Consider the following 25,571-nt stretch of genomic DNA (forward strand, 5'->3'; position numbering starts at 1 on the left):
CATCGGCACGGGGCCGCGAAAATCGCCGGCTCGAGTGCGACCGCCCCCACAAACAGACGACCGGCAAAGGAGGCCGAAACATGGCACTGACCGACAACCACCGCCGCTACTGGCGCAAGAATCTCCATGTGACGGCGCTGCTGTTGGTCATCTGGTTCGTGGCGACCTTCGTCGTTGCGTACTTTGCCCGCGATCTCGATTTCCGCTTTTTCGGCTGGCCGTTCAGTTTCTGGGTCGGGGCGCAAGGGTCCCTGGTGGTGTACGTGCTCATCATCGGGTACTACGCGTGGCACATGAACCGGCTCGACATCGAACACGGTGTCGACGAGGAGGAGGACTGAGCCATGGCCGGCCCCTATGACACCGCGCCTTCCGGCGCCCCTGGCCGTCGCGGGTCCAACAAGGCCTTCAAGCAGCAGCTCAACAAGGTCTACCGCTGGTACACCGGGGGCTTCGCGGTGTTCGTGATCGCGCTGGCGCTGCTGGAGCAGGTCGGCCTGTCGCGCGAGTGGATCGGCTTCATCTTCCTGCTGGCCACCATCGGTCTGTATGCGGGCATCGGCATCATGAGCCGGACCACCGACGCCGTCGAATACTACGTGGCGGGCCGCCGGGTGCCGGCGGTCTACAACGGCATGGCCACCGGGGCCGACTGGATGTCAGCGGCTTCGTTCATCGGCATGGCTGGCACGCTCTATCTCACGGGCTACAGCGGCCTGGCCTTCATCATGGGTTGGACCGGGGGGTATTGCCTGGTGGCGCTGTTGCTGGCGCCCTATCTGCGCAAGTTCGGGCAATTCACCATTCCCGACTTTCTGGGTGAGCGCTACGGCGGCAATCTGCCGCGCTTTCTGGGCATCTGCGCGGCCATTCTGTGTTCCTTTACCTACGTGGTGGCGCAGATCTATGGCGTGGGGCTGATCACATCGCGCCTGACCGGCGTGGCGTTCGAGCTGGGCATCTTCCTCGGTCTGGGCGGGATTCTGGTGTGTTCGTTCCTGGGCGGCATGCGCGCAGTGACCTGGACCCAGGTGGCCCAGTACATCATCCTGATCGTCGCCTACATGATCCCGGTGGTGTGGCTCTCGGTGAAGCAGACCAGCGTGCCCGTGCCGCAGGCGGTCTACGGTTACCAGTTGGAGAAGGTGACGGCCAAGGAAAAGCTGCTCGCCAGCGATGCCAAGGAGCTGGAGGTGCGCGAGATCTACCGCCAGCGCGCCGCCGTTCTGGACGACAAACTCAAGGACCCGGCGGCCGCGCTGGCGGCCGATCGGGCCGCAGCGGAAGCCCAACTGAGCCGGTTGAAGGCCGCCAACGCGCCGATGGGAACCATCGCCGATGCGGAGAAGGCGCTGGCCGCCCTGCCCAGGGATGAGGCAGCGGCCAGGGCCGCCTGGACCCGCGCCAAGGCCGCGGCCGAAACCAAGGCCCGACCGCTCAACGGCATGCCGCCGCACGCGGCCCAGTACGCCGGCGATCCGGACGGCGACGCGGCGGCCCGCAAGACCTACGACGAATCGCGCCGCAACTTCCTGGCGCTGATTTTCTGCCTGATGGTGGGCACGGCCGCGTTGCCGCACATCCTCATGCGCTACTACACCGTGCCCAGCGTCAAAGAGGCCCGGCAGTCGGTGACCTGGTCGCTGTTTTTCATCTTCCTGCTGTACTTCACGGCGCCGGCCCTGGCGGTGCTGGTCAAGTACGAGGTCTTTCATGTGCTGGTGGGCACGCCGTTTGACCAGTTGCCCCAGTGGGTGGCCGCCTGGAACAAGGTCGACCCCTCGTTGCTGTCGGTGGTGGACGTCAACAAGGACAACATCCTGCAGCTTAACGAAATGACCATCGGCGGGGACATCATCGTGCTGGCCACGCCCGAAATCGCGGGCCTGCCGTATGTGATCTCGGGCCTTGTGGCCGCTGGCGGGCTGGCTGCCGCGCTGTCGACCGCTGACGGGCTGCTGCTGACCATTGCCAACGCGCTCAGCCACGACCTGTACTACAAGATGATCGACCCGAATGCCTCCACCGTGCGCCGGGTGACCATCTCCAAAGTGCTGTTGCTGGTGGTCGCCTTGCTGGCGGCCTATGTCGCGGCGCAGAAGCCGGCGGACATCCTGTTCCTGGTTTCGGCGGCGTTCTCGTTTGCGGCGGCGGCCTTTTTCCCGGCCCTGGTGCTGGGCATCTTCTGGAAGCGCGCCACCGGGATCGCGGCGTCGCTGGGCATGATTGCGGGCCTGGGCGTCACGTTCTACTACATGGTGACGACCCAGCCCTGGCTGCGTGGGATCTTTGGCGTTACCTCACCCATCGAGCTGTGGTGGGGCATCCAGCCCATTTCGGCCGGCGTGTTCGGCGTGCCGCTGGGTTTTGCGGTGATCATCCTGGTCAGTCTGGTGACGCCCGCACCCAGCCGCCCGATCCAGGAACTGGTGGAGCATGTGCGCTACCCGGACCTCCGGGCTGGCTGAGGGCAGGGCGCGTGCGGGCTCTTCGGCACGACGGAAAACCGGCCCGTTGGTCCCCCTGCCGGGCGCTGTGTGATAGGAATCGGGGGATTGGTTATAATCATGGGCTTGCCTTGCCGCACCCCGATCAGACGCCGGGGGCGGTTTTTACCATCCACAAGGAGAGTCCATGCGTCATTACGAAATCGTTTTGCTGATCCACCCGGATCAAAGCGAACAGGTTCCGGCCATGCTGGAGCGCTACAAGGGCATGATCACCGCCGGTGGCGGCCAGATCCACCGTGTTGAAGACTGGGGCCGCCGCCAGCTGGCTTACCAGATCAACAAGCTGTCCAAGGCCCACTACCTGTGCCTGAATATCGAAGCCGGCCTGGAAGTCATGGCCGAACTCGAACACGCGTTCAAGTTCAACGACGCCGTGCTGCGTCAGCTGACCGTGCAGAAGAAGAAGGCCGAAACCGGTCCTTCCTCGATGATGAAGTCGGTCGAGCGCGAAGAAGCGCGCAAGGCTGCCCAGTCGCAGGAGCAGGCCGCCGCCTGAGTTCGTTGTCGGTGCCCGGCCCCGGCGTGAACCAGCCGCTCAACCGGTGCAGCCTCACGGCTGCGGTGGTGCAGGTACAAGGCCTGCGCTACACCCCGGCAGGCATACCGGTGATCAATCTCGTGCTGGAGCACGAATCGGTGATCACCGAACTGGACACACCGCGAACGGTGAAGCTGCAGATCAAGGCCGTCGCCTTTGGCGCATTGGCCGAAGTGCTGGCCCGGCAAGGGCTGGAGACGGTCTGCGAGTTCCACGGTTTCCTGGCCAACGCCCGCAACGGCAAAGGCACCGCGTTTCATATCCAAGATTTCAGCAAGACATAGGAAAGGCCCATCATGGCTGCACCCAAGCGTTTCAACAAGGACAAGCGCCCCAAGCGCAACACCCAGTCGCTGCTGTTCAAGCGCAAGCGTTTCTGCCGCTTCACCGTGGCTGGTGTGGAAGAAGTCGACTACAAGGACGTGGACGTCCTGCGTGACTTCATCGCCGAAAACGGCAAGATCATCCCGGCCCGCCTGACCGGTACCCGCGCCATCTACCAGCGCCAGGTCACCACGGCCATCAAGCGCGCCCGTTTCCTGGCGCTGTTGCCCTACAGCGATCAGCACCGCGTCTGATACAGGGAGAACCGACATGCAAATCATTCTGCTCGACAAAGTTGTCAACCTGGGCGCTCTGGGTGATGTGGTCAAGGTCAAGGACGGCTATGCCCGCAACTTCCTGATCCCGTCCGGCCGTGCCCGCCGCGCCACCGCCACCGCCGTGGCGGAGTTTGAAGCCCGCCGTGCCGATCTGGAAAAGGCCGCTGCGGCCAAGCTCGCCGAAGCCCAGGCCCTGGGTGAGAAGGTCGCTGCCCTGACCCTGAAGCTGACCCAGAAGGCCGGCGTCGACGGCCGACTGTTCGGTTCCGTGACCAACCACGACGTGGCCGAAGAGCTGAACAAGCAAGGCTTCTCCGTGGCCAAGTCCCAGGTGCGTCTGCCCAACGGTCCGCTCAAGGCCGTGGGTGACTACACCGTCCAGGTGCATCTGCACACCGACGTGAACGTGGACGTCGCCGTCACGGTGCTGGGCGAAACCGCCTGATCGCACTGCCGGCTCGGCCGGCCAGGGCCGCCAGCCTCCGGGCCGGCGGCCTTTTTTGTTTGTGGGCCGGAATGGGCATGCACTTGTCCTCGGCGCTGCACAGCCCGTCCACGGTTTGTCCACAGGGTTGTCCCATGACACCGGCGCGCCGACGGCGTACCATGCCCTTTTGATCTGATCCGCCATGTCCGACCTGTATTCCTCCCCTCCATCGGCCTTTGACGCGGGGCTGGACGACGCCGATTACGCGGCCGGCGACCGCCAGATCGCCCAGTTGCGCGTGCCGCCCCATTCGATCGAGGCCGAATCCAGCGTGGTCGGGGGGCTGCTGCTCGACAACGGCGCCTGGGACCGGGTGGCCGATTTGGTCAACGACTCGGATTTCTACCGCTACGAGCACAAGCTCGCCTATTCGGCCATCGCGACCCTGGTCAACGCGGGCAAGCCCGCCGACGTGGTGACGGTGTTCGAGCACCTGCAGAACCAGGGCAAGGCGGAAGAGGCGGGCGGACTGGCCTACCTGAATTCACTGGCGCAGTACGTGCCCAGCGCGGCGAATATCCGGCGCTACGCCGAAATCGTGCGCGAGCGCGCCATCCTGCGCAAGCTGGTCACGGCCAGCGACGAGATCGCCACAGCGGCTTTCAGCCCGCAGGGCCGGCCGGTGGCCAAGATCCTGGACGAAGCCGAGCAGAAGATCTTCAAAATCGGTGAAGAAGGTTCCCGGATGAAGGAGGGCTTCCAGTCGATGGACCGCCTGGTCGTCGACCTGCTCGACCGCGTACAGGAAATGGCCGACAACCCGAACGATGTGACGGGGGTGCCGACCGGTTTCATCGATCTCGATCGCATGACCTCGGGGCTCCAGGCGGGCGATCTGGTGGTGCTGGCGGCCCGGCCTTCCATGGGCAAGACCGCCTTCGCCATCAACATCGCCGAGCACGTTGCGCTCAACGAGGGCCTGCCGGTGGCCGTCTTCTCCATGGAAATGGGTGCCGCCCAGTTGGCGGTGCGGGTGGTCGGCTCGATCGGTCGCATCAACCAGGGGCATCTGCGCACCGGCAAGCTCACCGACGACGAATGGCCGCGCCTGACCGAAGCCATCGAGAAGCTGCGCAACGTGTCGCTGCACATCGACGAAACGCCGGGTCTGACGCCGAGTGAGCTGCGCGCGAATGCGCGGCGGCTGGCCCGGCAGTGCGGCAAGCTGGGGCTGATCGTGGTCGACTACCTGCAGCTCATGAGCGGCTCCAACTCCGATGGGGGTGACAACCGCGCCACGGAGCTGGGGGAAATCTCCCGGGGGTTGAAGATGCTGGCCAAGGAGCTGCAGTGCCCGGTGATCGCGCTGTCGCAGCTGAACCGTTCGGTCGAGCAGCGCACCGACAAGCGCCCCATGATGTCCGACCTGCGTGAATCGGGCGCCATCGAGCAGGATGCGGACATCATCATGTTCATCTACCGCGACGAGTACTACAACCGCGAGAACTGCAAGGAGCCGGGCGTGGCCGAGATCATCATCGGCAAACAGCGCAATGGCCCCACGGGCATAGTGAAACTCGCCTTCCTGAACATGCTCACGCGCTTCGAAACCCTGGCGGGCGGCGGCGACGATTTCTGAGGAGGGCGGTCACCACGCATGCATGCACGCGGTGGCGGTTTTTTCCAAGACGCCCGGAATGGGCGGGGCTACAGTGGCGGCCTGTTTTCCCAAGGAATCCCGACATGCAACTGGGCTACACCATTCTCTATGTGCCGGACGTCCGGCGATCCGTGGCGTTCTATGGCCAGGCCTTCGGGCTGGCACCGTCTTTTGTGGACGAGGCGGGCGACTTTGCCACGTTGGCCACCGGCAGCACGGCGCTCGCGTTCTGCGCCCATTCGCTGCTGGCGTCACAAGGCAAGACGCCCGGCGCACCCGACCGGATGCGTCCCTGTTTTGAAATCGCCCTGACCACGGAGGACGTGCCTGCCGCGCTCGAACGGGCCGTGTCGGCGGGGGCGCAACTGATCCAGGCGCCCGAAGAGATGCCCTGGGGGCAGACAGTGGCCTACGTGGCCGACCCGGACGGGTTCTGGGTGGAGCTGTGCACGCCCATGGGCTGAGCCTGGGGCGGTGCCTCAGCCGTGTCCCGATGCGTGGCCCAGCGCCAGCAGCTCGGGACGCTGGCGCAGCCTGAGGGGGCTCAACCCTGCCCAACGACGGCATTCCAGGTTCATGTGGGCCTGATCGGCATAGCCCGCTTCGGCCGCAATCTCGGCCAGCGGGGCATCGGTTTCCAGCAGCCGCAATGTGCGTCGCCAGCGGGCCAGCCGGTGCCAGTAGAGCGGCGGGCGCCCAGAGCGGGTGCTCAGCAGGCGTTGCAGGCTGCGCGCCGAGACCCCCAGGAGGCGCTGCGCCTGGCGCAGGTCCGCGCTTTGGGCGATGGCTTCCAGGGCAGAGGCCACGGAGCCCATCAGCGCCGTGTGTTCGGCCAATGCCTGCTCGGCGAATCCCTCGTCATCGAGATCGTTGCCATGCATCCGGGCGAGCAGGGGCCCGGCTTCCAGCACCACCCCGGGCCGCAGGCGGTAGCCACGGTATTGCTGGCCTGGCGAAGCGGTGGCGAGGTAGGCTTGGTCGGCCATCGGTGCCAGAAACCACCGCGTGGCCTCGCCGGGCCAGCGGGTGCCGATCAGGTCCTGGCAGCCGTCGGGGAGGATCAGCGCGCCGGGGCCCCCTTCGCTGGTGTGTCGCCAAGCCTCCAGCAGCGTCTGCACGGGGTGGTCAGAGCACTTCGCTGGCGAAGTCGGCCAGCCGCGAGCGCTCACCCCGGGCCAGCGTGATGTGGCCACCATGCGGCCAGCCCTTGAAACGGTCCACGGCAAAGGTCAGGCCGGAGGAGCCTTCGGTCAGGTAGGGGGTGTCGATCTGCGCGAGGTTGCCCATGCAGATGATCTTGGTGCCCGGGCCGGCGCGGGTGATCAGGGTCTTCATCTGCTTGGGCGTCAGGTTCTGCGCTTCGTCGATGATGATGTACTTGTTCATGAACGTGCGCCCACGCATGAAGTTCATGCTCTTGACCTTGATCCGGCTGCGGATGAGTTCGTTGGTCGCGGCGCGTCCCCATTCGCCCGCATTGCCACCGTCGCCCTTGGCCAGGAACTCCAGGTTGTCGTCGAGCGCGCCCATCCAGGGGCCCATCTTTTCTTCTTCGGTGCCGGGGAGGAAGCCGATGTCCTCGCCCACGCTCACGGTGGCGCGGGTCATGATGATCTCGGTGTAGCGGCGGTCGTCGAGTACCTGCGTCAGGCCGGAGGCCAGGGCCATCAAGGTCTTGCCGGTGCCGGCGGTACCGGCGAGCGTGACGAAGTCGATTTCCGGATCCATCAGCAGGTTGAGCGCGAAGTTCTGCTCGCGGTTGCGGCTGGTCACGCCCCAGACCGCGTTCTTCAGGTGTGTGTAGTCCTTGAGTGTCTTGAGTACCGCGGTCTTGTCGCGGATCTCGGTCACCCGGGCATAGAGCGAAGGTTCGCCCGGGGCTTCGAAATAGACGAACTGGTTGATGTGGAACTGACCCACCGCCGGGCCGCTGACCCGGTAGAAGGTGTGGCTGCCGCTCTGCCAGCTTTCGATGGTCTTGCTCTGGCGGGTCCAGAAGTCTTGCGGCAGCGCCAGCGAACCGGCGTAGAGCAGCTCACCATCGTCCAGCGTCTTGTCGTTTTCGTAGTCTTCGGCGGTCAGCCCCAGTGCGCGGGCCTTGACGCGCATGTTGATGTCTTTCGACACCAGGATGACTTCACGCTCGGGGTATTTCTGGCGCAGCGCATACACAACGCCCAGGATCTGGTTGTCGGCCTTGCCTTGCGGCAGGCTGGCGGGCAGTTCGTCAACCAGCGTTTCGGTCTGGAAGAACAGCAGGCCGCGCGCAGCCTGGTGTCCCGTGCCCGAAAGCGGCAGGCCTTTGGTCATGTCCCCACCAGCCTGGGCGGCCAGCGCATCCAGCGATCGGCTGGTCTGCCGACCGTTGCGGGCGACTTCCGTCATGCCCTTCTTGTGGCCGTCCAGCTCTTCCAGCACGATCATGGGCAGGAAGATGTCGTGTTCCTCGAAGCGGAACAGGCTGGTCGGATCGTGCAGGAGCACGTTGGTATCGAGCACGAACAGGCGGCGGGGGCCGGTGCTGCCGGCCCGGCTCGGGCGGCGTGTCGCTGTCACGGGCGCCTTGACCGGGGTGGGTGTTGGCGCTGCGGGCGCCGTCACCGGCAGAGAGGTCTCGATCACCGGGGTTGGCGGCGCCGCTTCCTGGGCGGGCACGGCCTTGACCGGGCGCTTGCGGGGCGCCTGAGCGGTGCGCGACCGGGTGTTCTTGGCCGGGGCTGTCTCGGAAGGGCGCGCTTCAGGCGCCGGGGTGGAAGGCGCCGTCAGCAACTCCGCAACAGGCGACGTGGATTTGAAATCGTAGGCATCGGGGGAGAGGAGGGCCGCGCGTTTGGAGGGGGCGGGAGGCAGGGGCATGGGCAGTATCAGCGCAGGGGCGTGAAAACAAAAAGCCGCCAGGAAGACCGGGCGGCTTTCGGGGCTGCGGGAGACGCAGTCGGTTGGGTGGAGTTCAGACGGTGGGGACGATGTCCTGGGGTCATGAACCCATTATGCACGAGCCCGGTGACGGCATTTTGCGGAAGGTCGGGCCGGGCGGAACGGGGCAAAGTACCGTTTCAGGCGGCCTTTTTGAGGGCCTTGACAGCCTTGAGCACTTCTTCCACGTGGCCCGGCACCTTCAGGCCGCGCCATTCGTGCTTGAGCACGCCGTCCGGTCCGATCAGGAAGGTGCTGCGTTCGATGCCTTTGACCTTCTTGCCGTACATGATCTTGTTCTTGACCACGCCGAACATGTGGCACATTTTCTCTTCGGTGTCGGCAACCAGTTCGAAAGGCAGTTCCAGCTTGGCCTTGAAGTCGTCGTGCGACTTCATGTTGTCGCGCGAAACGCCGAACACCTGGGCGCCGGCCTTGACGAAGTCCTTGTACTTGTCGCGGAACTGCATGGCCTCGGTCGTGCATCCGGGCGTGTTGTCCTTGGGGTAGAAGTACAGCACCACGGTCTGGCCCAGGTGAGACTGGTTGCTCACTTTGATGCCGCCGGTGGCTTGCGCTTCGAATTCGGGAATGGGTTTGTTGACAACGACTGCCATGCTGCGTGGACCCCTGCGTGAAGATGGTGGTGATTCGTTGGCTTCCCGGCACACTGCGGTGGCTGCCGCCGGCCACGCATGGTGCTGGGCCATGTGACGGAAGCCGGCGCTGGAAACAATCGCCTATTTTACCCTGTTTGGGGTGGCTGCCCGAACGTGGCAGCAGCAACCGCCTTCCTGCCGGGGTCGTGCCGGCGCACTCGCGGCGGGTCAGGGCTCGACCAGCAGGGCGGCGAGCACGCGCCGGCCTTCGCCGGCGAGGATGTTGAAGGTGCGGCAGGCGGCGGCGGTGTCCATGGTCTCGACGCCGATGCGTCGCCCCAGCAAGCCTTGCAGCAACCGGGGGTGCACGAAACGAAGGCGCCGGCCGCTGCCCAGCAGCACCAGTTCGGGGGGCTCCGGCGCATGGGCCAACAGCTGATCAAAGTGCGCGGCTTCCAGATCTTCGAAACGCTGGCAAGCCCACGGTGCAACGCCCGAAGTCGCTCCGATCACCAGGCTTTGCGCATGACGCTGGCCGTTGACGGTGATCCAGCCGTCACCGTAGGCGGTGATGCTGTGGGCTTCGGGGTGGTCGGCGTGCAGTTTCATGGAAGGGCGCCGCCGCCATTGGCGGCCGCGTTCTGTGGTCAAATGGCGGGTTTTCCTGCGGGTGGGCGGAATATAGCGCCTGCCCCGGTGTCCGGTCTTATCCTGCCGCATTCCCCCGGAGGCATCCTTGAAAACGATCCAGAAGTCCGCCAAGCTGGCCAATGTGCTCTACGACGTCCGAGGACCGATCGTGGACGCGGCCAAGCAGATGGAGGATGAGGGCCAGAAGATCATCAAGCTGAACATTGGCAACCTGGCGCCGTTCGGGTTTGATGCGCCCGAAGAGATCCAGCAGGACATGATCCGCAATCTGCCGAATTCGGCGGGCTATTCGGACAGCAAGGGGATTTTTGCCGCTCGCAAGGCGGTGATGCATTACACCCAGCAGCAGGGGATCGCGGGCGTCACGCTGGACGATATCTACTTGGGCAATGGCGCCAGCGAACTGATCGCGATGGCGCTCAATGCCTTGCTGGATGATGGGGACGAACTGCTCGTGCCCGCGCCCGACTATCCGCTGTGGACGGCGGCCACGAGCCTTTCGGGCGGCAAGCCGGTGCACTACCGCTGCAACGAGGACAACGGCTGGATGCCCGATCTGGACGACATCCGCCGCAAGATCACGTCGCAGACCAAGGGTCTGGTGGTCATCAACCCCAACAACCCGACCGGTGCGCTCTACAGCGACGAACTGCTGCGGGGGCTGGTGCAGATTGCGCGCGAGCACGGTCTGGTGCTGATGGCCGACGAGGTGTACGACAAGGTGCTCTATGAGGGCGCCACGCACACGGCCATGGGCAGTCTGTCGACCGATGTGCTGACGCTGACCTTCAACTCGCTGTCCAAGGCCTACCGCGCCTGCGGCTACCGCGCCGGCTGGATGGTGATCTCGGGCGACAAGACGGTCGCCAAGGAGTACATCGAAGGCATCAACATGCTGGCCAACATGAAGCTGGGCTCCAATGTCCCGGGCCAGTACGCCATCCAGACCGCGCTGGGCGGCTACCAGAGCATCAACGACCTGATTCGCGAGGGGGGGCGCTTGCGCCGCCAGCGCGATCTGGCCTACGAACTGATCACCGCGATTCCCGGGGTGACGTGCGTCAAGCCCAAGGCGGCGCTGTACATGTTTCCGCGGCTCGACCCGGTGATGTACCCGATTGCCGACGATCGCCAGTTCTTCATGGAGGTGCTGCGCGCCACGCGCGTGATGCTGGTGCAGGGCTCTGGCTTCAACTACCCGGACAACCAGCATTTCCGCATCGTTTTCCTGCCGCACGAGGACGATTTGCGCGAGGCCATCGGCCGGCTTGCGAAGTTCCTGGAGCAATGGCGGGCGCGCCACGGCACCTGAGCCGCCGCAGGCATCAATGGGTCGCACCCATGGCATGAATGCCTGGCCGGTGCAGCCCCAATATCGTTTTTTCCGGAGTCCCACGCGGACTTCCAACGTCAGAGTGGATGAGTCAAGCATGAAACCGATCCAAGTAGGCCTGCTGGGCATTGGCACCGTGGGCAGCGGCACGTTCAACGTGCTCCAGCGCAACCAGGAAGAGATCCAGCGCCGCGCCGGCCGCGGCATTCAGATCACCATGGTGGCCGACCTGGATGTGGCCCGCGCCCAGTCCCTCGTGGGCCCCGATGTGCAGGTGGTGAACGACGCCCGCCAGGTCATTGCCAACCCCGACATCGACATCGTGATCGAGCTGATCGGCGGCTACGGCATCGCCAAGGCCCTGGTGCTCGAAGCCATTGCCGCTGGCAAGCACGTGGTCACCGCCAACAAGGCGTTGCTGGCGGTGCACGGCACCGAAATCTTCGCGGCGGCGTCGGCCAAGGGCGTGATGGTGGCGTTCGAAGCCGCCGTGGCCGGTGGTATTCCCATCATCAAGGCGCTGCGCGAGGGCCTGACCGCCAACCGCATCCAGTGGATCGCCGGCATCATCAACGGCACCACCAACTTCATCCTGTCCGAGATGCGCGACAAGGGTCTGGACTTCGACGTGGTGCTGAAAGAGGCGCAACGTCTGGGCTATGCCGAAGCCGATCCGACCTTCGACATCGAAGGCGTGGATGCTGCGCACAAGGCCACGCTGATGAGCGCCATCGCTTTCGGCATTCCGGTGCAGTTCGACAAGGCCTATGTGGAAGGCATCACCAAGCTGGGCGCGGTCGATATCCGCTACGCCGAGCAACTGGGCTACCGCATCAAGCTGCTGGGCATCACCAAGCGCACGGCGCAAGGCGTGGAGCTGCGCGTGCACCCCAGCCTGGTGCCGGCCAAGCGTCTGATCGCCAATGTCGAGGGCGCGATGAATGCGGTGGTGGTGAACGGCGACGCCGTCGGCACCACGCTGTACTACGGCAAGGGCGCCGGCAGCGAGCCGACCGCTTCGGCCGTGATCGCCGACCTGGTGGACATCACCCGCCTGCACACGGCCGACCCGCACCACCGCGTGCCGCACCTGGCCTTCCAGCCCGATGCCATGAGCGACGTGGCCGTGCTGCCCATGAGCGAGGTCGTGACCAGCTACTACCTGCGTCTGCGCGTGGCCGACCAGGCCGGCGTGCTGGCCCAGGTGACGGGCCTGCTGGCCGGCGCCGGTGTGAGCATCGATGCGGTGTTGCAGCGCGAAGCCGACGAAGTGGGCGGCGAAGGCGCCACCTCCACCGACCTGATCATCCTCACGCACGAGACGCGCGAGGGCACCATGAACGACGTGATTGCGCAAATGCAGGGGCTGCCCAGCGTGCTGGCGCCGATCACCCGCATCCGCAAGGAAGAGTTGAACTGAGATGCTGTACCTGTCGACCCGCGGTCACCCGGATCGCAAGCGCTTCTGCGAAATCCTGCTCGAAGGCCTGGCGCCGGACGGTGGCCTGTACCTGCCCGAGGCGTATCCGCAGGTCGATGCCGCGACGCTGGCGCGCTGGCGCGCCGTGCTGGCCGACCAGGGTTACGCTGCGCTGGCGTTCGAGGTGCTGTCGCTCTACATCGACGACATCCCGGCGGCCGACCTGAAGGCGATCTGCGCGCGGACCTACACCGCCGAGGTGTTCGGTTCGGCCGCCATCGTGCCGCTGACGAAGCTGGAAGACGGCTTCAGTCTGGAAGCCCTGTCCAACGGCCCCACGCTGGCCTTCAAGGACATGGCCATGCAGTTGCTGGGCAACCTGTTCGAGTACGAACTGGGGCGCCGTGGGGCCGAGTTGAACATCCTGGGGGCCACCAGCGGCGACACCGGCAGCGCGGCCGAATACGCCATGCGGGGCAAACAGGGTGTGCGCGTGTTCATGCTCAGCCCGCACGGGCGCATGAGCCCGTTCCAGCAGGCACAGATGTTCAGCCTGATGGACGCCAACATCCACAACATCGCCGTCGAAGGCGTGTTCGACGACTGCCAGGACATCGTCAAGGCGGTGTCCAACGACCTGGATTTCAAGCGCCAGTACAAGATCGGGACCGTCAATTCGATCAACTGGGCCCGTCTGCTGGCCCAGGTGGTGTACTACTTCGCCGGCTATTTCTATGCCACGAGGTCCAACGATCAAAAGGTGAGCTTTGCCGTGCCTTCGGGCAACTTCGGCAACGTCTGCGCTGGCCATGTGGCACGCCAGATGGGCTTGCCGATCGGCCGCCTGATCGTCGCGACCAACGAGAACGATGTGCTCGACGAGTTCTTCCGCACCGGCACTTACCGCGTGCGCGGCAGCGCCGACACCTACGAGACGTCCAGCCCGTCCATGGACATCTCCAAGGCCAGCAATTTCGAGCGCTTCGTGTTCGACCTGCTCGGCCGCGATGCCGCGCGCACGAAAGAGCTGTTCGACGACGGGCTGCGCCAGCAAGGCCGTTTCGATCTCGGCGCCGACCCGCTGTTTGCCCAGGCTGCCAGCCGTTACGGCTTCGTCAGCGGCAAGAGCACGCACGCCGACCGCCTGGCGACGATCCAGGACATCTTCGAGCGCTTCGGCGTCATGATCGACACGCACACCGCCGATGGCGTGAAGGTGGCCCGCGAGCGGCGCCAGCCCGGCGAAACCGTCGTGGTCCTGGAGACCGCACTGCCGATCAAGTTTGCCGAAACCATCCGTGAAGCGCTGGGGCGAGACCCCGAACGGCCGGCGAAATTCGAGGGCATCGAGGCGCTGCCCAAGCGGGTGCAGGTCATGCGCGCCGACGTGGCGGCCGTCAAGCGCTACATCGGCGACCACTGCCACGCCTGAGGAGCCTGCGGTGAAGGTTGTCGGGTTGGCCGGTTTCTCCGGCGCGGGCAAAACCACGCTGGCGGAGCAGCTCATTCCGGCGCTGAAGGCGCACGGCTTGCGCGTGTCGGTGGTCAAACACGCGCACCACGCGTTCGACATCGATTACCCAGGCAAGGACACCTGGCGCCATCGCCAGGCCGGGGCCTACGAGGTGGTGGCCGCCTCCGACCGCCGCATGGCGCTGCAGCGCGAGTTTGAGCAGCCCACCGACCTGACGGTGCACGATCTGCTGCGTGTGCTGCATCCCGGCGTGGACTGGGTGCTGGTCGAAGGTTACAAGCACAGCAACCTGCTCAAGATCGAGGTCTGGCGTGCTGAAACCGGCCAGCCTGCGCAGTACCCGGACAACCCGTTCATCGCCGTGATCGCCACCGACGACCCGGAAGCCCTGCCAGCGGCCACCTTGCGCCCGGTGCTGGATCTGAACCAGCCCGCCGCGCTTGCCGCCTGGCTGGTGGAGAATGGGGATCGCTTCGAATACGTCCCTGAAGCCTACCTCTGAAGAGGAGGCAGGGAGCGATGGGCCGCACCCGGCGATCCATCGCCTGTCGGATCGCCCGGAGACCGATGCCGAACCTATGAACCAGACTGCCCCCGTTGAAAAAGCCCGCCGTCCGCTGATGGCCCTGGACACCGTGCTGGCCGACCTGCTGGCGCGCGTGGTGCCCATCGACACCACCGAAACCCTGGCCACGGTGCAGGCCGACGGCCGTGTGCTGGCCGAAGACCTGGTGTCGGCGCTGCACGTGCCGCCGCAGGACAACTCGGCCATGGACGGCTACGCGGTGCGTGTGGCCGATGTGACCGAAGCCGGGGTGGTGCTGCCCATTTCGCAGCGCATCGCGGCCGGGCATGCGGCCGTGGCGCTGCAGCCCGGCACCTGTGCCCGCATCTTCACCGGTGCGCCCGTGCCGCCCGGTGCCGACGCCATCGTGATGCAGGAGGACACGCGCGAGGTCGGCGGTGATCTGCACGCGGTGCACATCGATGCCGTGCCGCGGGCCGGCCAGTGGGTTCGCCAGGCTGGCGAGGACGTGACACGGGGTGCCGTGGTGCTGCGGTGCGGCACCCGCCTGGGCGCCACCAGCCTCGGCCTGGCTGCCGGGATCGGGCGCGCGCAGCTGCGCGTGTTCGCCCGGCCGCGCGTGGCGCTGTTCTCCACCGGCGATGAACTCGTGATGCCGGGCGACGTGCCGCCCGAGCAGATGAAGCCAGGAACCATCTACAACAGCAACCGCTTTTTCCTGCGCGTGCTGCTGGAGCGCCTGGGCTGCGAAGTCAGCGACCTGGGCATCGTGCCCGACCGGCGCGATCTCACGCTCGCGGCGCTCAAGTCTGCCGCCGATCACCACGACCTGATCCTCACCAGCGGCGGGGTTTCGGTGGGCGAGGAGGATCACATCAAGCCGGCGGTGCAGGCGCTGGGCAGCCTGGACTTGTGGCAGGTCGCCATGAAACCGGGCAAGCCCTTTGCCTACGGCACGGTGCGACGGGATGCCGGCGCCGGGGCAGATGCGGCCAAGCCCTGCCACTTCATGGGGCTGCCTGGCAATCCGGTGTCCAGTTTCGTCACCTTTCTGCTGCTGGTGCGGCCTTTCCTGCTCAAGTTGCAGGGTGCCGAGGCAGCGCTGTGGCAGGCGACGCTGCGGCCCTTGCGGGTGCCGGCGCATTTCGATCTGCCCCGCGCCGACCGCCGCCGCGAATTCCTGCGTGTGCGGCGCAACGCGCAGGGTGGGCTGGAGCTGTTTCCCAACCAGAACTCCGGCGTGCTGACGTCGACCGTCTGGGCCGATGGGCTGGTGGACAACCCGGCCGGTGCCACCATCGCCCACGGTGATCTGGTGGACTACCTGCCCCTGGCGGAGTTGCTGGCATGAAGACGGTCCAGGTGCGCTATTTCGCCGCCATCCGCGAAGCGATCGGCGCCGGCAGCGAAACCGTGCAGACCGGCGCCGCCACGCTGGCCGCATTGCGCGACGAGCTGATCGCGCGGGGCGGTGCGCACGCCGACGTGCTCGCCCGGCACCGCGCGGTGCGCATGGCCCTGAACCAGGCCATGGTCGACGAAACGGCTCCCCTGGGCGAGAACGCCGAAGTGGCGTTCTTTCCGCCCGTGACCGGCGGCTGACGGCGGCTCAGCCGCCGCGTGCCGCCGCCAGCCTGGCTGGCAGGTTCAGCGATTGGGCGCGCCAGGCGGCCGACGGCGGCATCATGGGCGGCCGGAGTTCGGCACCGATCTCGCCGCGCTCGGCCAGCCAGGCCTTGACCGGACCGGGGTTCGGCTGTGCGAAGGCCGCTTCCACCAGCGGCAGCAGGGGCTGCCACATCGCCCGTGCAGCGGCCAACTCGCCGGCCTGCAACAGGGCGATCACCCGGGCGAATGCCGCCGTGGCCAGATGGGCGCTGGCCGCGATGGCGCCGCGGCCGCCCAGGGCCACGGTGCTGAACAACTGGATGTCTTCGCCGGCCAGCACGTCGAGCCGGCCGTCGGCGATGAGCGCCTGGGTCTTGGCCGCGTCGCCGCCGCAGTCCTTGATGGCGCGGATGTTCGGGTGCGTGGCCAGTGTCAGCAGCGTGTCGCGCTCCAGCACGGCGCCGGTGCGGTACGGAATGTCGTAGACGATCAGCGGCGCGGCGGCGGCGTCGGCAATCGCCTGGAACCAGTGCAGGGCGCCGGCCTGGCCCGGCCGGATGTAGTGGGGCGCGGGCACCAGCAGGCCGGCCAGCGGCCGCCGTGCCAGGGTGCGCACCCATTGCAGGGTCTCGGGCAGGTGGTAGCCCGACAGGCCCATCACCACCGGCAGGCCGCTCGCGGCCTCGGTCACCGTGTCGAGCAGGGCCAGTTGTTCATCGGCATCGAGCGCGGCGGCCTCGCCGGTCGAACCACAGACCACGAGGCCGGTGATGCCATCGGCGCACAGGCGCCGGGTGAGCCGCGCCGCGGCGTCATGGTCGATGCGGCCTTCGCGCAGCGGGGTGACGAGGGGAATCCAGAGACCCTGGAACAAAGGAGCGGGAGCAGAGGCAGAAGCAGACACGGGCACATTCCTATCCGTTGGGACCGAGAAGGAACCGTGGACGAAGGAGGTCGGGTGTGCCAGCTGGGGGAGAGGCTCCGTCGCTCATCCGAGCACGGAGCCACAGCTCCGGTCAGATGAGCTGCAGTTTTTTGGCTTTGGCGGCCACGGCCAGACCCGTGCCCCGGGGCGAGACCCGGGAGGCGAAGGGACGGTGATCGGGGCGAGCCATGGCGCGCAGTATAGCGGGCCCTCTGCCACAATCGTTGCCATGTCCGATGCCCCCACGCCCTTGCCGCACCCGACCCGTGTCTCTGTGCAGACGGCCGACTTCAGCCTCGACGACGAGGTGGCGGCGTTGCGTGCGGGCGACCCGGGCGTGGGGGCGGTCTGCGCGTTTGTCGGCACCGTGCGCGACCGCAACGGCGCGACCGGCCTGGCCGGGCAGGCGACCCCATCGGTGTTGTCCCTGGAACTGGAGCACTACCCAGGCATGACCGAAAAGGCCATCGAGGCGATGGCGGCCGAGGCCTTTGCCCGCTTCGACATCCGGGGCGTGCGCGTGATCCACCGCGTCGGCCTGCTGCAGCCGCTCGACCAGATCGTGCTGGTGGCGGTGACCTCGGCGCACCGTGGCGAAAGCTTCCAGGCCTGCGAATTCCTGATGGACTACCTCAAGACCCAGGCGCCTTTCTGGAAGAAGGAGCAGACGCCCGAGGGCGCGCGCTGGGTCGATGCGCGCGTGAGCGACGACGCGGCGCTGGCCCGCTGGGGCATCGAAAGCCGCAATGGCTGAGCCGGCCGGCGCGCCGTCGCTGCCGCCAGGCGACATCGAGGCCATCGAGAGGGCGACGCTGGCCGCCGTGGCGCCCGAGCGCCTGGACAGCCTGCCGTGCTGGTTGCTGCCGCTGGACCCCGGCACCATCGGCCGAGCCCACAGCGCCGTACCGCTGCACCACGGCGCGCACGACCCGGCCCTGATCGGCTTGCTGGCCGATCGTTACCGCGTGGCCGGGCTGGCGCCGGTGTTCCGGCTGCCCGATCTGCCCAGTTTCGAGACCTGGCGCCGCCTGCTGGCGGTGGGGGGCTATCACCGCCGGCAACCCACATTCACCCAGGTCGGCGCGCTCGATGGCCTGATCGCGCTGGCACCCGATACCGCCGGGGCGAGCCTGTCCACGCGCCCCGACGCGGCCTGGATGGCGATGTATCTGGGCGAAGGGTTGGATCCGGTCGATGGTGCCTGCCGCTCGCGGGCGCTGGCCCGCGCCGATGGCACCCTGTTTGCCAGCCTGCGCGAAGGCGGGCAGACGCTGGCCTGCGGTGCGGCGTGTTATGCCCAGGGTTGGCTGAGCCTGCACGGGTTGCGCACGGCGGCGGGCCAGCGGGGCCGCGGTCTGGCGGGTCGGTTGATCCGCGTGATGGCCGAAGAGGCCCGGCGGCGTGGCATCGAACGGGCCTTTCTCCAGGTCGATGCGGGCAACGACGCAGCCCTGGCGCTGTATCGACGCGCCCGCATGGCCACCGCCTGGACCTACGCCTACTGGCGTGCGGCCTGAGAGGCCGAGCGGCAGGCCGCGCTGCGTGCCGATGGGCCGGTGCTTGCGCTGCGTCAAACCCGCTTGACCTCGCGCGAAGCGGGTCTTGAAATGGCGGCCACCAGTGCCACCTAAGCGTCAGTTCAAGCTTTCGGGAGCCACTTTCCATGCGCATCGACAAACTCACCACCAAATTCCAGGAAGCCCTGGGAGAAGCCCAGAGCCTGGCGCTGGGCAAGGACCACGCCTACATCGAACCGGCCCACCTGCTGCTGGCCATGCTGCGCCAGACCGATGGCCCGAAGTCGCTGCTGCAGCGCGCAGGCGTCAACGTGCCTGGCCTGAGCAAGGCGACTGAAGACGCCGTCAGCCGCCTGCCCGAGGTGCAGGGGCAGGATCAGGTGCAGCCCAGCCCGGATCTGGTCAAGCTGCTGCAGGCCACCGAAAAGGAAGCCATCAAGCGCGGGGACGCGTTCATCGCCAGCGAACTGTTCCTGCTCGCCGTGGCCGACCACAAGGGCGAGATCGGCCGCATCGCCAACGAAAACGGTCTGAGCCGCAAGAGCCTGGAAGCTGCCATCGCCGCCGTGCGCGGCGGCCAGACCATGGATTCTCCCGAAGGTGAAAGCCAGCGCGAGGCGCTCAAGAAGTACACGCTGGACCTCACCGAGCGCGCCCGCCAGGGCAAGCTGGACCCGGTGATCGGCCGCGACGACGAGATCCGTCGCGCGATCCAGGTGCTGCAGCGCCGCAGCAAGAACAACCCGGTGCTGATCGGCGAACCCGGCGTCGGCAAGACCGCCATCGTCGAAGGCCTGGCGCAGCGCATCGTCAATGGCGAAGTGCCCGAAACCCTGCGTGAAAAGAAGGTGCTGGTGCTCGATATGGCGGGCCTGCTGGCCGGCGCCAAGTACCGGGGCGAGTTCGAGGAGCGCCTGAAGTCCGTGCTCAAGGAAGTGGCGCAGGACGAGGGCCGCATCATTCTTTTCATCGACGAGATCCACACCATGGTCGGTGCGGGCAAGGCCGAAGGCGCCATCGACGCCGGCAACATGCTCAAGCCGGCGCTGGCGCGGGGTGAATTGCACTGCATCGGCGCGACCACGCTCGACGAATACCGCAAGTACATCGAGAAGGACGCCGCGCTGGAGCGCCGCTTCCAGAAGGTGCTGGTCGACGAACCCACGGTGGAACAGACCATCGCCATCCTGCGCGGCCTGCAGGAGAAGTACGAGGTGCACCACGGCGTGGACATCACCGACCCGGCCATCGTGGCTGCGGCTGAACTCAGCCACCGCTACATCACCGACCGCTTCTTGCCCGACAAGGCCATCGACCTGATCGACGAGGCGGCGGCCAAGATCAAGATCGAGATCGACTCCAAGCCCGAGGTCATGGACAAGCTCGACCGCCGGCTGATCCAGCTCAAGATCGAGCGCGAGGCCATGAAGAAGGAGACCGACGAGGCCTCGCAGAAGCGCCTGGCGCTGATCGACGAGGAAATCGCCGAGCTGCAGAAGGAAGCGGCCGACCTGGAAGAGATCTGGAAGGCCGAAAAGGCCCAGGCCCAGGGCAGTGCGCAGGTGCGCGAGGCGATCGAAAAGCTCAAGCTGCAGATCGAGGAACTCAAGCGCAAGGGCGACTTCAACAAGGTCGCCGAGCTGCAGTACGGCAAGCTGCCGGAACTGGAAAAGCAGCTCAAGGAGGCGCAGGACAAGGAAGCCGGGCAGGGCGCCAGCGGCAGCTGTCCCAAGCTGCTGCGCACCCAGGTGGGCGCGGAAGAAATCGCCGAAGTGGTGAGCCGCGCCACGAGCATTCCGGTGGCCAAGATGATGCAGGGCGAAAAAGACAAGCTCTTGCAGATGGAGGCCAAGCTGCACGAGCGTGTGGTGGGCCAGGACGAAGCGATTGCCGCCGTGGCCAACGCCATCCGCCGCTCGCGCTCGGGCCTGTCCGACCCGAATCGGCCGACCGGCTCCTTCCTGTTCCTGGGCCCCACCGGCGTGGGCAAGACCGAGCTGTGCAAGGCGCTGGCTGGCTTCCTGTTCGACAGCGAAGAGCACCTGGTGCGTATCGACATGAGCGAATTCATGGAGAAGCACTCGGTGGCCCGCCTGATCGGCGCGCCGCCCGGCTACGTGGGCTACGAGGAGGGCGGCTACCTGACGGAAGCCGTGCGCCGCAAGCCCTACAGCGTGCTGCTGCTCGATGAGGTGGAAAAAGCCCACCCGGACGTGTTCAACGTGCTGCTGCAGGTGCTGGACGACGGTCGCCTGACCGATGGCCAAGGCCGCACCGTGGACTTCAAGAACACGGTCATCGTCATGACCAGCAACATCGGCTCGCACCTGATCCAGGCGATGGTGGGCGAGCCGTATGAGGATGTGAAGGATGCGGTCTGGGGCGAGCTGAAACAGCACTTCCGGCCCGAGTTCCTGAACCGCATCGACGAGACGGTGGTGTTCCACGGCCTCGACGCGCAGCACATCGAAGCGATTGCGGGCATCCAGCTCAAGGCGCTGCAGGCCCGTCTGCAGAAGATGGACCTGCGGCTGGACGTGGCGCCGGCGGCCATGGCCGAGCTGGCCAAGGTCGGCTTCGACCCGGTGTTTGGTGCGCGGCCGCTCAAGCGCGCGATCCAGCAGCGCATCGAGAACCCGCTCTCGAAGCTGCTGCTGGAGGGCAGGTATCCGCCGAAGTCGGCCATTCCGGTTGGCGTCGATCCGGTGCGCAACCCGGGGGTGTTCGAGTTCGGCGAGCCGATCGTGCTGCCCTGAGCGCAGGCGCCCTCGGGGTGCCTGCGGCTCTCAGCCTGTTTGCTTTGGATTTAAAAGACACAAACGGTTGCAATTAAAGGGCGCGCGGGTGCCTCACGGTGGCCATGCAGGCGGCACTTTGACCGATGGCGGACCGGTGGTGGGGGTATAACGCGAAGGGTTTTCTCCCCGCCGCTGTCCCTCCCGTCTGCCTCTGCCATGCCGGCCGATTCGTCCCTGCTCGAACAATGTTTTGCCCGTGTGGTGCACGAGGCCGGACCCTTGTCCGGGCGCTGCATCGACGTGGCCATTGCCAGCCTCCAGCAGGCCGAGAACCAGGGCCGGGAGGTGGCCGAACGCGAGGGCCTGGCCAACGCCTGGTGGCGCCTGCAACAGCAGCGCGATGCCCTCGTGGCGCAATACCCGGACCGGTTGGCGCAGGCTTTCCGCCAGGGTGATGGCGGGTCTTCGCTGTCGGTGCCAGCGCCACTGTCGGGGTCGTCCTTTCTGGCCCTCGTGGACGACAACGCGGTGAACGAGTCGCTCGAGGCCGTTCGCCTGCAGCAGGCGCTGATGCCGGTGGTGGAGCAGGCGCTGGCGATGGTGGACGCCCGCATGAGTTCGCTCATCGGGCTGGAGACCGTGCACGTCGAGAAGAACCCCATCCGGCCTTCGGTGTTCGTGCGCACGCTGCGCGACCTGATGTCCGAGCGCGAAAGCGACGCGCCCGTGCGCACGCTGTGGCTGCAGCACGTGGCCCCGCCGCTGGCGCGCGAGCTGTGCACCCTGTACGAGCGCGTGGCGCTGATGCTGCAGAACGCTCATGTGCAGGAAGCCGGCTACCGCATCCGGCTGGTGGCCGATGGGGCGCCGTCCAGGCCGTCCCCGCTGGCCCAGGAAGGGCCGCCGGAGGACGACGGCGAAACCTCGGCGAGCCGCTGGGGGAGCGTGTCTGCCGCGCCGGCGGGCACGGCGACGCCGCCCGCAGCCGATTTCCGCATGGGGGATCTGGCGCGGGAACAGACGCCGCTGCGGCACGGGGTGATGCGGGCTTTCCTGGCGGGTGAGGGTGAGGCTTTCGATGCCCCGCTCGACAACGGCTATTACGAGCAGGTGCGTCACGAGCTGGCCCGCGTGGACGGTCATGCGGCACGGCCACCGCTGGACGAAGGGGCGATCGAACGCGAGCGCACCCGGTACCGCGACCTGCCGGTGGTCGAGCGCCCGGCACGCCAGGTGCATGGGGCCTCGCCGCTGAGTGCCGAGCGCTGGGGGGTCTACGCGGCGCCGCACGAACGCGCGCGGGTGCTGCTGGAGCTCAAGCACCAGGCGGACCAGGTGTCGCAGGCCGTGGGGCTGGACGTGGTGCGCAAGCTGGTCGACCAGGTCGCCCGCGATCCGCTGCTGCTGGCGCCCGTGCGCGAAGCCGTGGTGGCGATGGAGCCGGCGCTGCTGCGCCTGGCGATGACCGAGCCGCGCTACTTCGGGCAGGACGACCACCCGGCGCGCCGGCTGATCGAGAGCGTGGCCCAGCGCAGCTTCCGCTACAACGACGAATTCGCCACCGATTTCGACGCGTTCTTCGAGCCCGTGCGCGCGCAGGTGGTGGCGCTCAATGACGCCGCTTCGCCAGAGCCGGCCCCTTTTGCGCAGGCGCTGTCGTCGTTGCAGGCCCACTGGTCGGCGGCCGATGCCGAGGGCGAAGAGCGCCAGAAACGCCAGCGCGACGCGCTGCAGTTGGCCGAGGCGCGCCAGGAGCTGGCCAACCAGATCGCCTGGGAAATCAGCCACCGCCCCGATCTCTACAACGTGCCGGGCATCGTGCTCGACTTCCTCTACGGGTCGTGGTCGCTCGTCATCGCCGGGGCGCAACTGAGCCACCCCGAAGCGGGCGAAGACCCTTTCGGCTTCCGCAAGGTCATCGGCGACCTGCTCTGGAGCACGCGCCGCGAAGTGACCCTGCGCCAGCCGCGCCAGCTGTTCGACATCGTGCCGAGCATGCTGCAGACACTGCGCCGGGGCCTGGACATGCTGGGCAAGCCCCCCGAAGAGACCCAGACCTTTTTTGATGCGCTGCTCAAGCTGCACGAACCCGCGCTCAAGCTGCGCCGGATTCGTGCCCAGGCCGACCACGCCGGGTCCTCCGGGCGGACGCCGCTCGACATCGGCGAGGGCGACGACAGCACCCTGCACGACACCCTGTTGGCTGCGGCCACGCCCGAACAGCAGAAACCCCAACCCCCTGAACAGCCCTGGATCGGCCAGCGCGAACGGGCCTTCGCCGGCCTCGACCCGATGCCGGTGCCCGGCACGGAAGAGGCCGGGGTCGGAGACCGCAGTCTGGCCGAGGGGGCGGAAACCCCGGCGCCGATGCCGCCCGAAGCCCTGACCGACCTGCTGTCGGCGCTTCAGGTCGGCGGCTGGGCGGACCTGCATTCGGGGGGGGAATGGCTGCGGGCGCAGCTCGTCTGGGTCGGCACGAACCGCAACCTGTTCCTGTTCACCAGCCGTGGGGGCCGTTCCCACACCATGACGCGCCGCAGCTGCGAAAAGCTGCTGAGCGGGCGCTGGCTGCGGCCGGTGGCTAGCCGGCCGGTGGTGAAGAAAGCCCTGGAAGCCGTGGTCCAGGCCGCGCCGCGCGGCGCCCCGCGGCACGATGCCGTGGCCCTGGCCGACTGAAGACATTCCCGCGTTCCATGCCGCTTTCCACCTTTTCCCCGCAAGCGCTCTTTGATGCCCAGCACCAGGCCAGCCGGGCACAGATCGACGTGCCGCAGGCGTTGCGGCGCGACCGCCTGCAGCGCCTGCAGGCCCTGATTCACCAACACGGCCATGCCCTGGCTGACGCGGTGCAGGCCGACTTCGGTGCGCGGTCGCACCGCCTGACCGAGGTGGCCGACCTGTTCGTCCTGCGGGCCGAGCTGGTGCACCTGCAGCGCCGCCTGTCGCGCTGGATGGCGCCGCGGCGCGTGCCCACGCCGGCCTATCTGTGGCCTGCCCGGGGGCTGCTGCAGCGCCAGCCGCTCGGCGTGGTGGGCGTCATCGGGCCCTGGAACTATCCCATCCAGTTGACCCTGGGGCCGGCAGCCGCGGCCCTGGCGGCGGGCAACCGCGTGATGATCAAGCCGAGCGAGATCACGCCCCGCACGTCGGCGGTGCTGGCCGAGGCCGTGCAGGCCGGGTTTGCGGCCGATGAAATGGCGGTGGTGCAGGGCGGCGCCGACGTGGCCCGGGCGTTTGCCGCCTTGCCCTTCGACCACCTGTTCTTCACAGGCTCAACCGCCGTCGGGCGCCAGGTGGCGATGGCCGCCGCCGCGAACCTGACACCCACGACGCTGGAGCTGGGCGGCAAATCGCCCTGCATCGTCGACGCATCGGCCGATCTGGCCGATGCGGCCCTGAAGATCGCGCACGGCAAGCTGCTCAACGGCGGGCAGACCTGCATCGCTCCCGATTACGTGCTGCTGCCGCGCGGGCGCGAGGCGGCTTTTGAACAGGCCTTGCGGGCGGCGGTGCAGCGCCTGTTCCCCCGCATCGCCGGCAATGCCGACTATGCGGCCATCGTCACCCCGCGCCATCTGGAGCGTCTGCACGCCCTGGTGGCCGAAGCGCAGGCGGCGGGCGCGCGCGTGGTGCCTCTGGCGGAGGCGCCGCCTGACGGCGGCCCGCGGCAGATGGCGCCGGTGCTGGTGTTTGACCCGCCGGCGGCTGGCCTGCGGCTGATGGACGAAGAGATCTTCGGCCCGGTGCTGCCGGTGCTGCCTTGCGACAGCGCCGACGAAGCCATCGCCTTCATCAACGCGCGGCCACGGCCGCTGGCGCTGTACTGGTTCGGCACCGACACCGCCGCACGCGACCGGGTGCTGGCGCACACGGTCAGCGGCGGCGTGTCGGTCAACGACACGCTGATGCACATCGTGCACCCGAACCTGCCCTTCGGCGGGGTGGGCGACAGTGGCTGGGGCGCCTACCACGGCGAGACCGGGTTCCGGCGTTTCACGCAGGAGAAGCCGGTGCTGATCCAGTCGCGCTGGGCGCTGGGGCAGGTGGTCTACCCGCCGTACGGCGAGCGCTTCGACCGCTTCATGAGCGTGCTGCGCCGCCTGTTCTGAACCGCGGCGCGGCCTGCC

The 25,571-nt window shown here is 67.1% G+C and carries 24 protein-coding genes; 19 read left to right on the forward strand and 5 right to left on the reverse strand.

The window, feature by feature from the left end:
* Positions 1 to 80: 80 nt before the first annotated feature.
* The 8 genes from QQK43_RS12200 (at position 81) to QQK43_RS12235 (ending at position 6,201) form a co-directional block, all read left to right on the forward strand.
* Positions 81 to 341 carry a DUF4212 domain-containing protein gene (locus tag QQK43_RS12200; protein WP_234264860.1) on the forward strand — a complete coding sequence of 87 codons (261 nt, stop codon included), beginning with the start codon at positions 81 to 83 and terminating at the stop codon, positions 339 to 341.
* 3 nt (positions 342 to 344) lie between these two features.
* Positions 345 to 2,468: a sodium:solute symporter family protein gene (locus QQK43_RS12205; protein ID WP_284307990.1), complete on the forward strand. Its 2,124-nt coding sequence runs from the start codon at positions 345 to 347 to the stop codon at positions 2,466 to 2,468.
* Between the two features lie 166 nt (positions 2,469 to 2,634).
* Positions 2,635 to 3,006 carry a 30S ribosomal protein S6 gene (gene rpsF, locus QQK43_RS12210; RefSeq protein WP_234264858.1) on the forward strand — a complete coding sequence of 124 codons (372 nt, stop codon included), beginning with the start codon at positions 2,635 to 2,637 and terminating at the stop codon, positions 3,004 to 3,006.
* 26 nt (positions 3,007 to 3,032) lie between these two features.
* Positions 3,033 to 3,332 (forward strand): primosomal replication protein N, encoded by a 300-nt coding sequence (gene priB, locus QQK43_RS12215; protein WP_234264857.1) that lies wholly within the window; start codon positions 3,033 to 3,035, stop codon positions 3,330 to 3,332.
* Between the two features lie 12 nt (positions 3,333 to 3,344).
* Positions 3,345 to 3,626, forward strand: a complete 282-nt coding sequence (gene rpsR / locus QQK43_RS12220) for a 30S ribosomal protein S18 (protein ID WP_234264856.1) — start codon at positions 3,345 to 3,347, stop codon at positions 3,624 to 3,626.
* Between the two features lie 16 nt (positions 3,627 to 3,642).
* Complete coding sequence (gene rplI / locus QQK43_RS12225) at positions 3,643 to 4,095, forward strand: 50S ribosomal protein L9 (protein ID WP_284307992.1); 453 nt, start codon at positions 3,643 to 3,645, stop codon at positions 4,093 to 4,095.
* A gap of 184 nt (positions 4,096 to 4,279) precedes the next feature.
* Positions 4,280 to 5,716 carry a replicative DNA helicase gene (dnaB, locus tag QQK43_RS12230; RefSeq protein WP_234264854.1) on the forward strand — a complete coding sequence of 479 codons (1,437 nt, stop codon included), beginning with the start codon at positions 4,280 to 4,282 and terminating at the stop codon, positions 5,714 to 5,716.
* Between the two features lie 104 nt (positions 5,717 to 5,820).
* A complete protein-coding gene (locus QQK43_RS12235) occupies positions 5,821 to 6,201 on the forward strand; it encodes a VOC family protein (RefSeq protein WP_234264853.1) in 381 nt (126 codons plus the stop codon).
* Positions 6,202 to 6,216: 15 nt separating this feature from the next.
* Here QQK43_RS12235 and QQK43_RS12240 read toward each other — a convergent pair whose 3' ends face one another.
* From QQK43_RS12240 to QQK43_RS12255, 4 genes are all read right to left on the reverse strand, one after another.
* Entirely contained in the window at positions 6,217 to 6,855 is a 639-nt protein-coding gene (locus QQK43_RS12240) for an AraC family transcriptional regulator (protein ID WP_284307994.1), read from the reverse strand.
* Positions 6,856 to 6,862: 7 nt separating this feature from the next.
* Positions 6,863 to 8,593 carry a PhoH family protein gene (locus QQK43_RS12245; protein WP_284307996.1) on the reverse strand — a complete coding sequence of 577 codons (1,731 nt, stop codon included), beginning with the start codon at positions 8,591 to 8,593 and terminating at the stop codon, positions 6,863 to 6,865.
* 200 nt (positions 8,594 to 8,793) lie between these two features.
* Complete coding sequence (locus QQK43_RS12250; protein WP_234264850.1) at positions 8,794 to 9,270, reverse strand: peroxiredoxin; 477 nt, start codon at positions 9,268 to 9,270, stop codon at positions 8,794 to 8,796.
* Positions 9,271 to 9,480: 210 nt separating this feature from the next.
* Positions 9,481 to 9,861, reverse strand: a complete 381-nt coding sequence (locus tag QQK43_RS12255) for an Mth938-like domain-containing protein (RefSeq protein ID WP_284307999.1) — start codon at positions 9,859 to 9,861, stop codon at positions 9,481 to 9,483.
* 127 nt (positions 9,862 to 9,988) lie between these two features.
* On the opposite strand from QQK43_RS12255, the gene QQK43_RS12260 reads away from it, so the two are divergent.
* The 6 genes from QQK43_RS12260 to moaD all read left to right on the forward strand — a co-directional run bounded on the left by QQK43_RS12260 (position 9,989) and on the right by moaD (position 16,258).
* Entirely contained in the window at positions 9,989 to 11,215 is a 1,227-nt protein-coding gene (locus QQK43_RS12260; protein ID WP_284308001.1) for a pyridoxal phosphate-dependent aminotransferase, read from the forward strand.
* A gap of 118 nt (positions 11,216 to 11,333) precedes the next feature.
* Complete coding sequence (locus QQK43_RS12265) at positions 11,334 to 12,656, forward strand: homoserine dehydrogenase (protein ID WP_234264847.1); 1,323 nt, start codon at positions 11,334 to 11,336, stop codon at positions 12,654 to 12,656.
* 1 nt (position 12,657) lies between these two features.
* Entirely contained in the window at positions 12,658 to 14,088 is a 1,431-nt protein-coding gene (gene thrC, locus QQK43_RS12270; protein ID WP_284308003.1) for a threonine synthase, read from the forward strand.
* 10 nt (positions 14,089 to 14,098) lie between these two features.
* Positions 14,099 to 14,632, forward strand: coding sequence for a molybdopterin-guanine dinucleotide biosynthesis protein B (gene mobB / locus QQK43_RS12275; RefSeq protein ID WP_284308005.1), 534 nt, complete (start codon positions 14,099 to 14,101; stop codon positions 14,630 to 14,632).
* Between the two features lie 76 nt (positions 14,633 to 14,708).
* Positions 14,709 to 16,007 carry a molybdopterin molybdotransferase MoeA gene (locus tag QQK43_RS12280; protein ID WP_284308006.1) on the forward strand — a complete coding sequence of 433 codons (1,299 nt, stop codon included), beginning with the start codon at positions 14,709 to 14,711 and terminating at the stop codon, positions 16,005 to 16,007.
* The gene (gene moaD, locus QQK43_RS12285) at positions 16,004 to 16,258 is read left to right on the forward strand and encodes a molybdopterin converting factor subunit 1 (protein WP_234264843.1); all 255 of its coding nucleotides are present in this window, start codon (positions 16,004 to 16,006) and stop codon (positions 16,256 to 16,258) included. The genes QQK43_RS12280 and moaD overlap by 4 nt, the downstream gene beginning before the upstream one ends.
* Positions 16,259 to 16,265: 7 nt before the next feature.
* Here the strand turns inward: moaD and dapA are convergent, their stop codons facing one another.
* On the reverse strand, positions 16,266 to 17,168 hold the full coding sequence (gene dapA, locus QQK43_RS12290; RefSeq protein WP_284308008.1) for a 4-hydroxy-tetrahydrodipicolinate synthase: 903 nt from the start codon (positions 17,166 to 17,168) through the stop codon (positions 16,266 to 16,268).
* A 250-nt stretch (positions 17,169 to 17,418) separates the two neighbouring features.
* Between dapA and QQK43_RS12295 the strand changes: the two genes are divergently transcribed.
* The 5 genes from QQK43_RS12295 (at position 17,419) to QQK43_RS12315 (ending at position 25,553) form a co-directional block, all read left to right on the forward strand.
* Positions 17,419 to 17,943, forward strand: a complete 525-nt coding sequence (locus tag QQK43_RS12295) for a molybdenum cofactor biosynthesis protein MoaE (protein WP_234264841.1) — start codon at positions 17,419 to 17,421, stop codon at positions 17,941 to 17,943.
* The gene (locus tag QQK43_RS12300; protein ID WP_284308011.1) at positions 17,936 to 18,706 is read left to right on the forward strand and encodes a GNAT family N-acetyltransferase; all 771 of its coding nucleotides are present in this window, start codon (positions 17,936 to 17,938) and stop codon (positions 18,704 to 18,706) included. Before QQK43_RS12295 ends, QQK43_RS12300 begins: the two co-directional genes overlap by 8 nt.
* Before the next feature lie 146 nt (positions 18,707 to 18,852).
* Positions 18,853 to 21,462, forward strand: a complete 2,610-nt coding sequence (gene clpB, locus QQK43_RS12305) for an ATP-dependent chaperone ClpB (protein ID WP_234264839.1) — start codon at positions 18,853 to 18,855, stop codon at positions 21,460 to 21,462.
* Positions 21,463 to 21,660: 198 nt separating this feature from the next.
* A complete protein-coding gene (locus tag QQK43_RS12310; RefSeq protein ID WP_284308013.1) occupies positions 21,661 to 24,120 on the forward strand; it encodes a DUF1631 family protein in 2,460 nt (819 codons plus the stop codon).
* Positions 24,121 to 24,137: 17 nt separating this feature from the next.
* Entirely contained in the window at positions 24,138 to 25,553 is a 1,416-nt protein-coding gene (locus QQK43_RS12315) for a coniferyl aldehyde dehydrogenase (protein WP_284308015.1), read from the forward strand.
* Positions 25,554 to 25,571 lie beyond the last annotated feature (18 nt).

The organism is Hydrogenophaga electricum, from assembly GCF_030160815.1.
Classification (GTDB): domain Bacteria; phylum Pseudomonadota; class Gammaproteobacteria; order Burkholderiales; family Burkholderiaceae_C; genus Hydrogenophaga; species Hydrogenophaga electricum.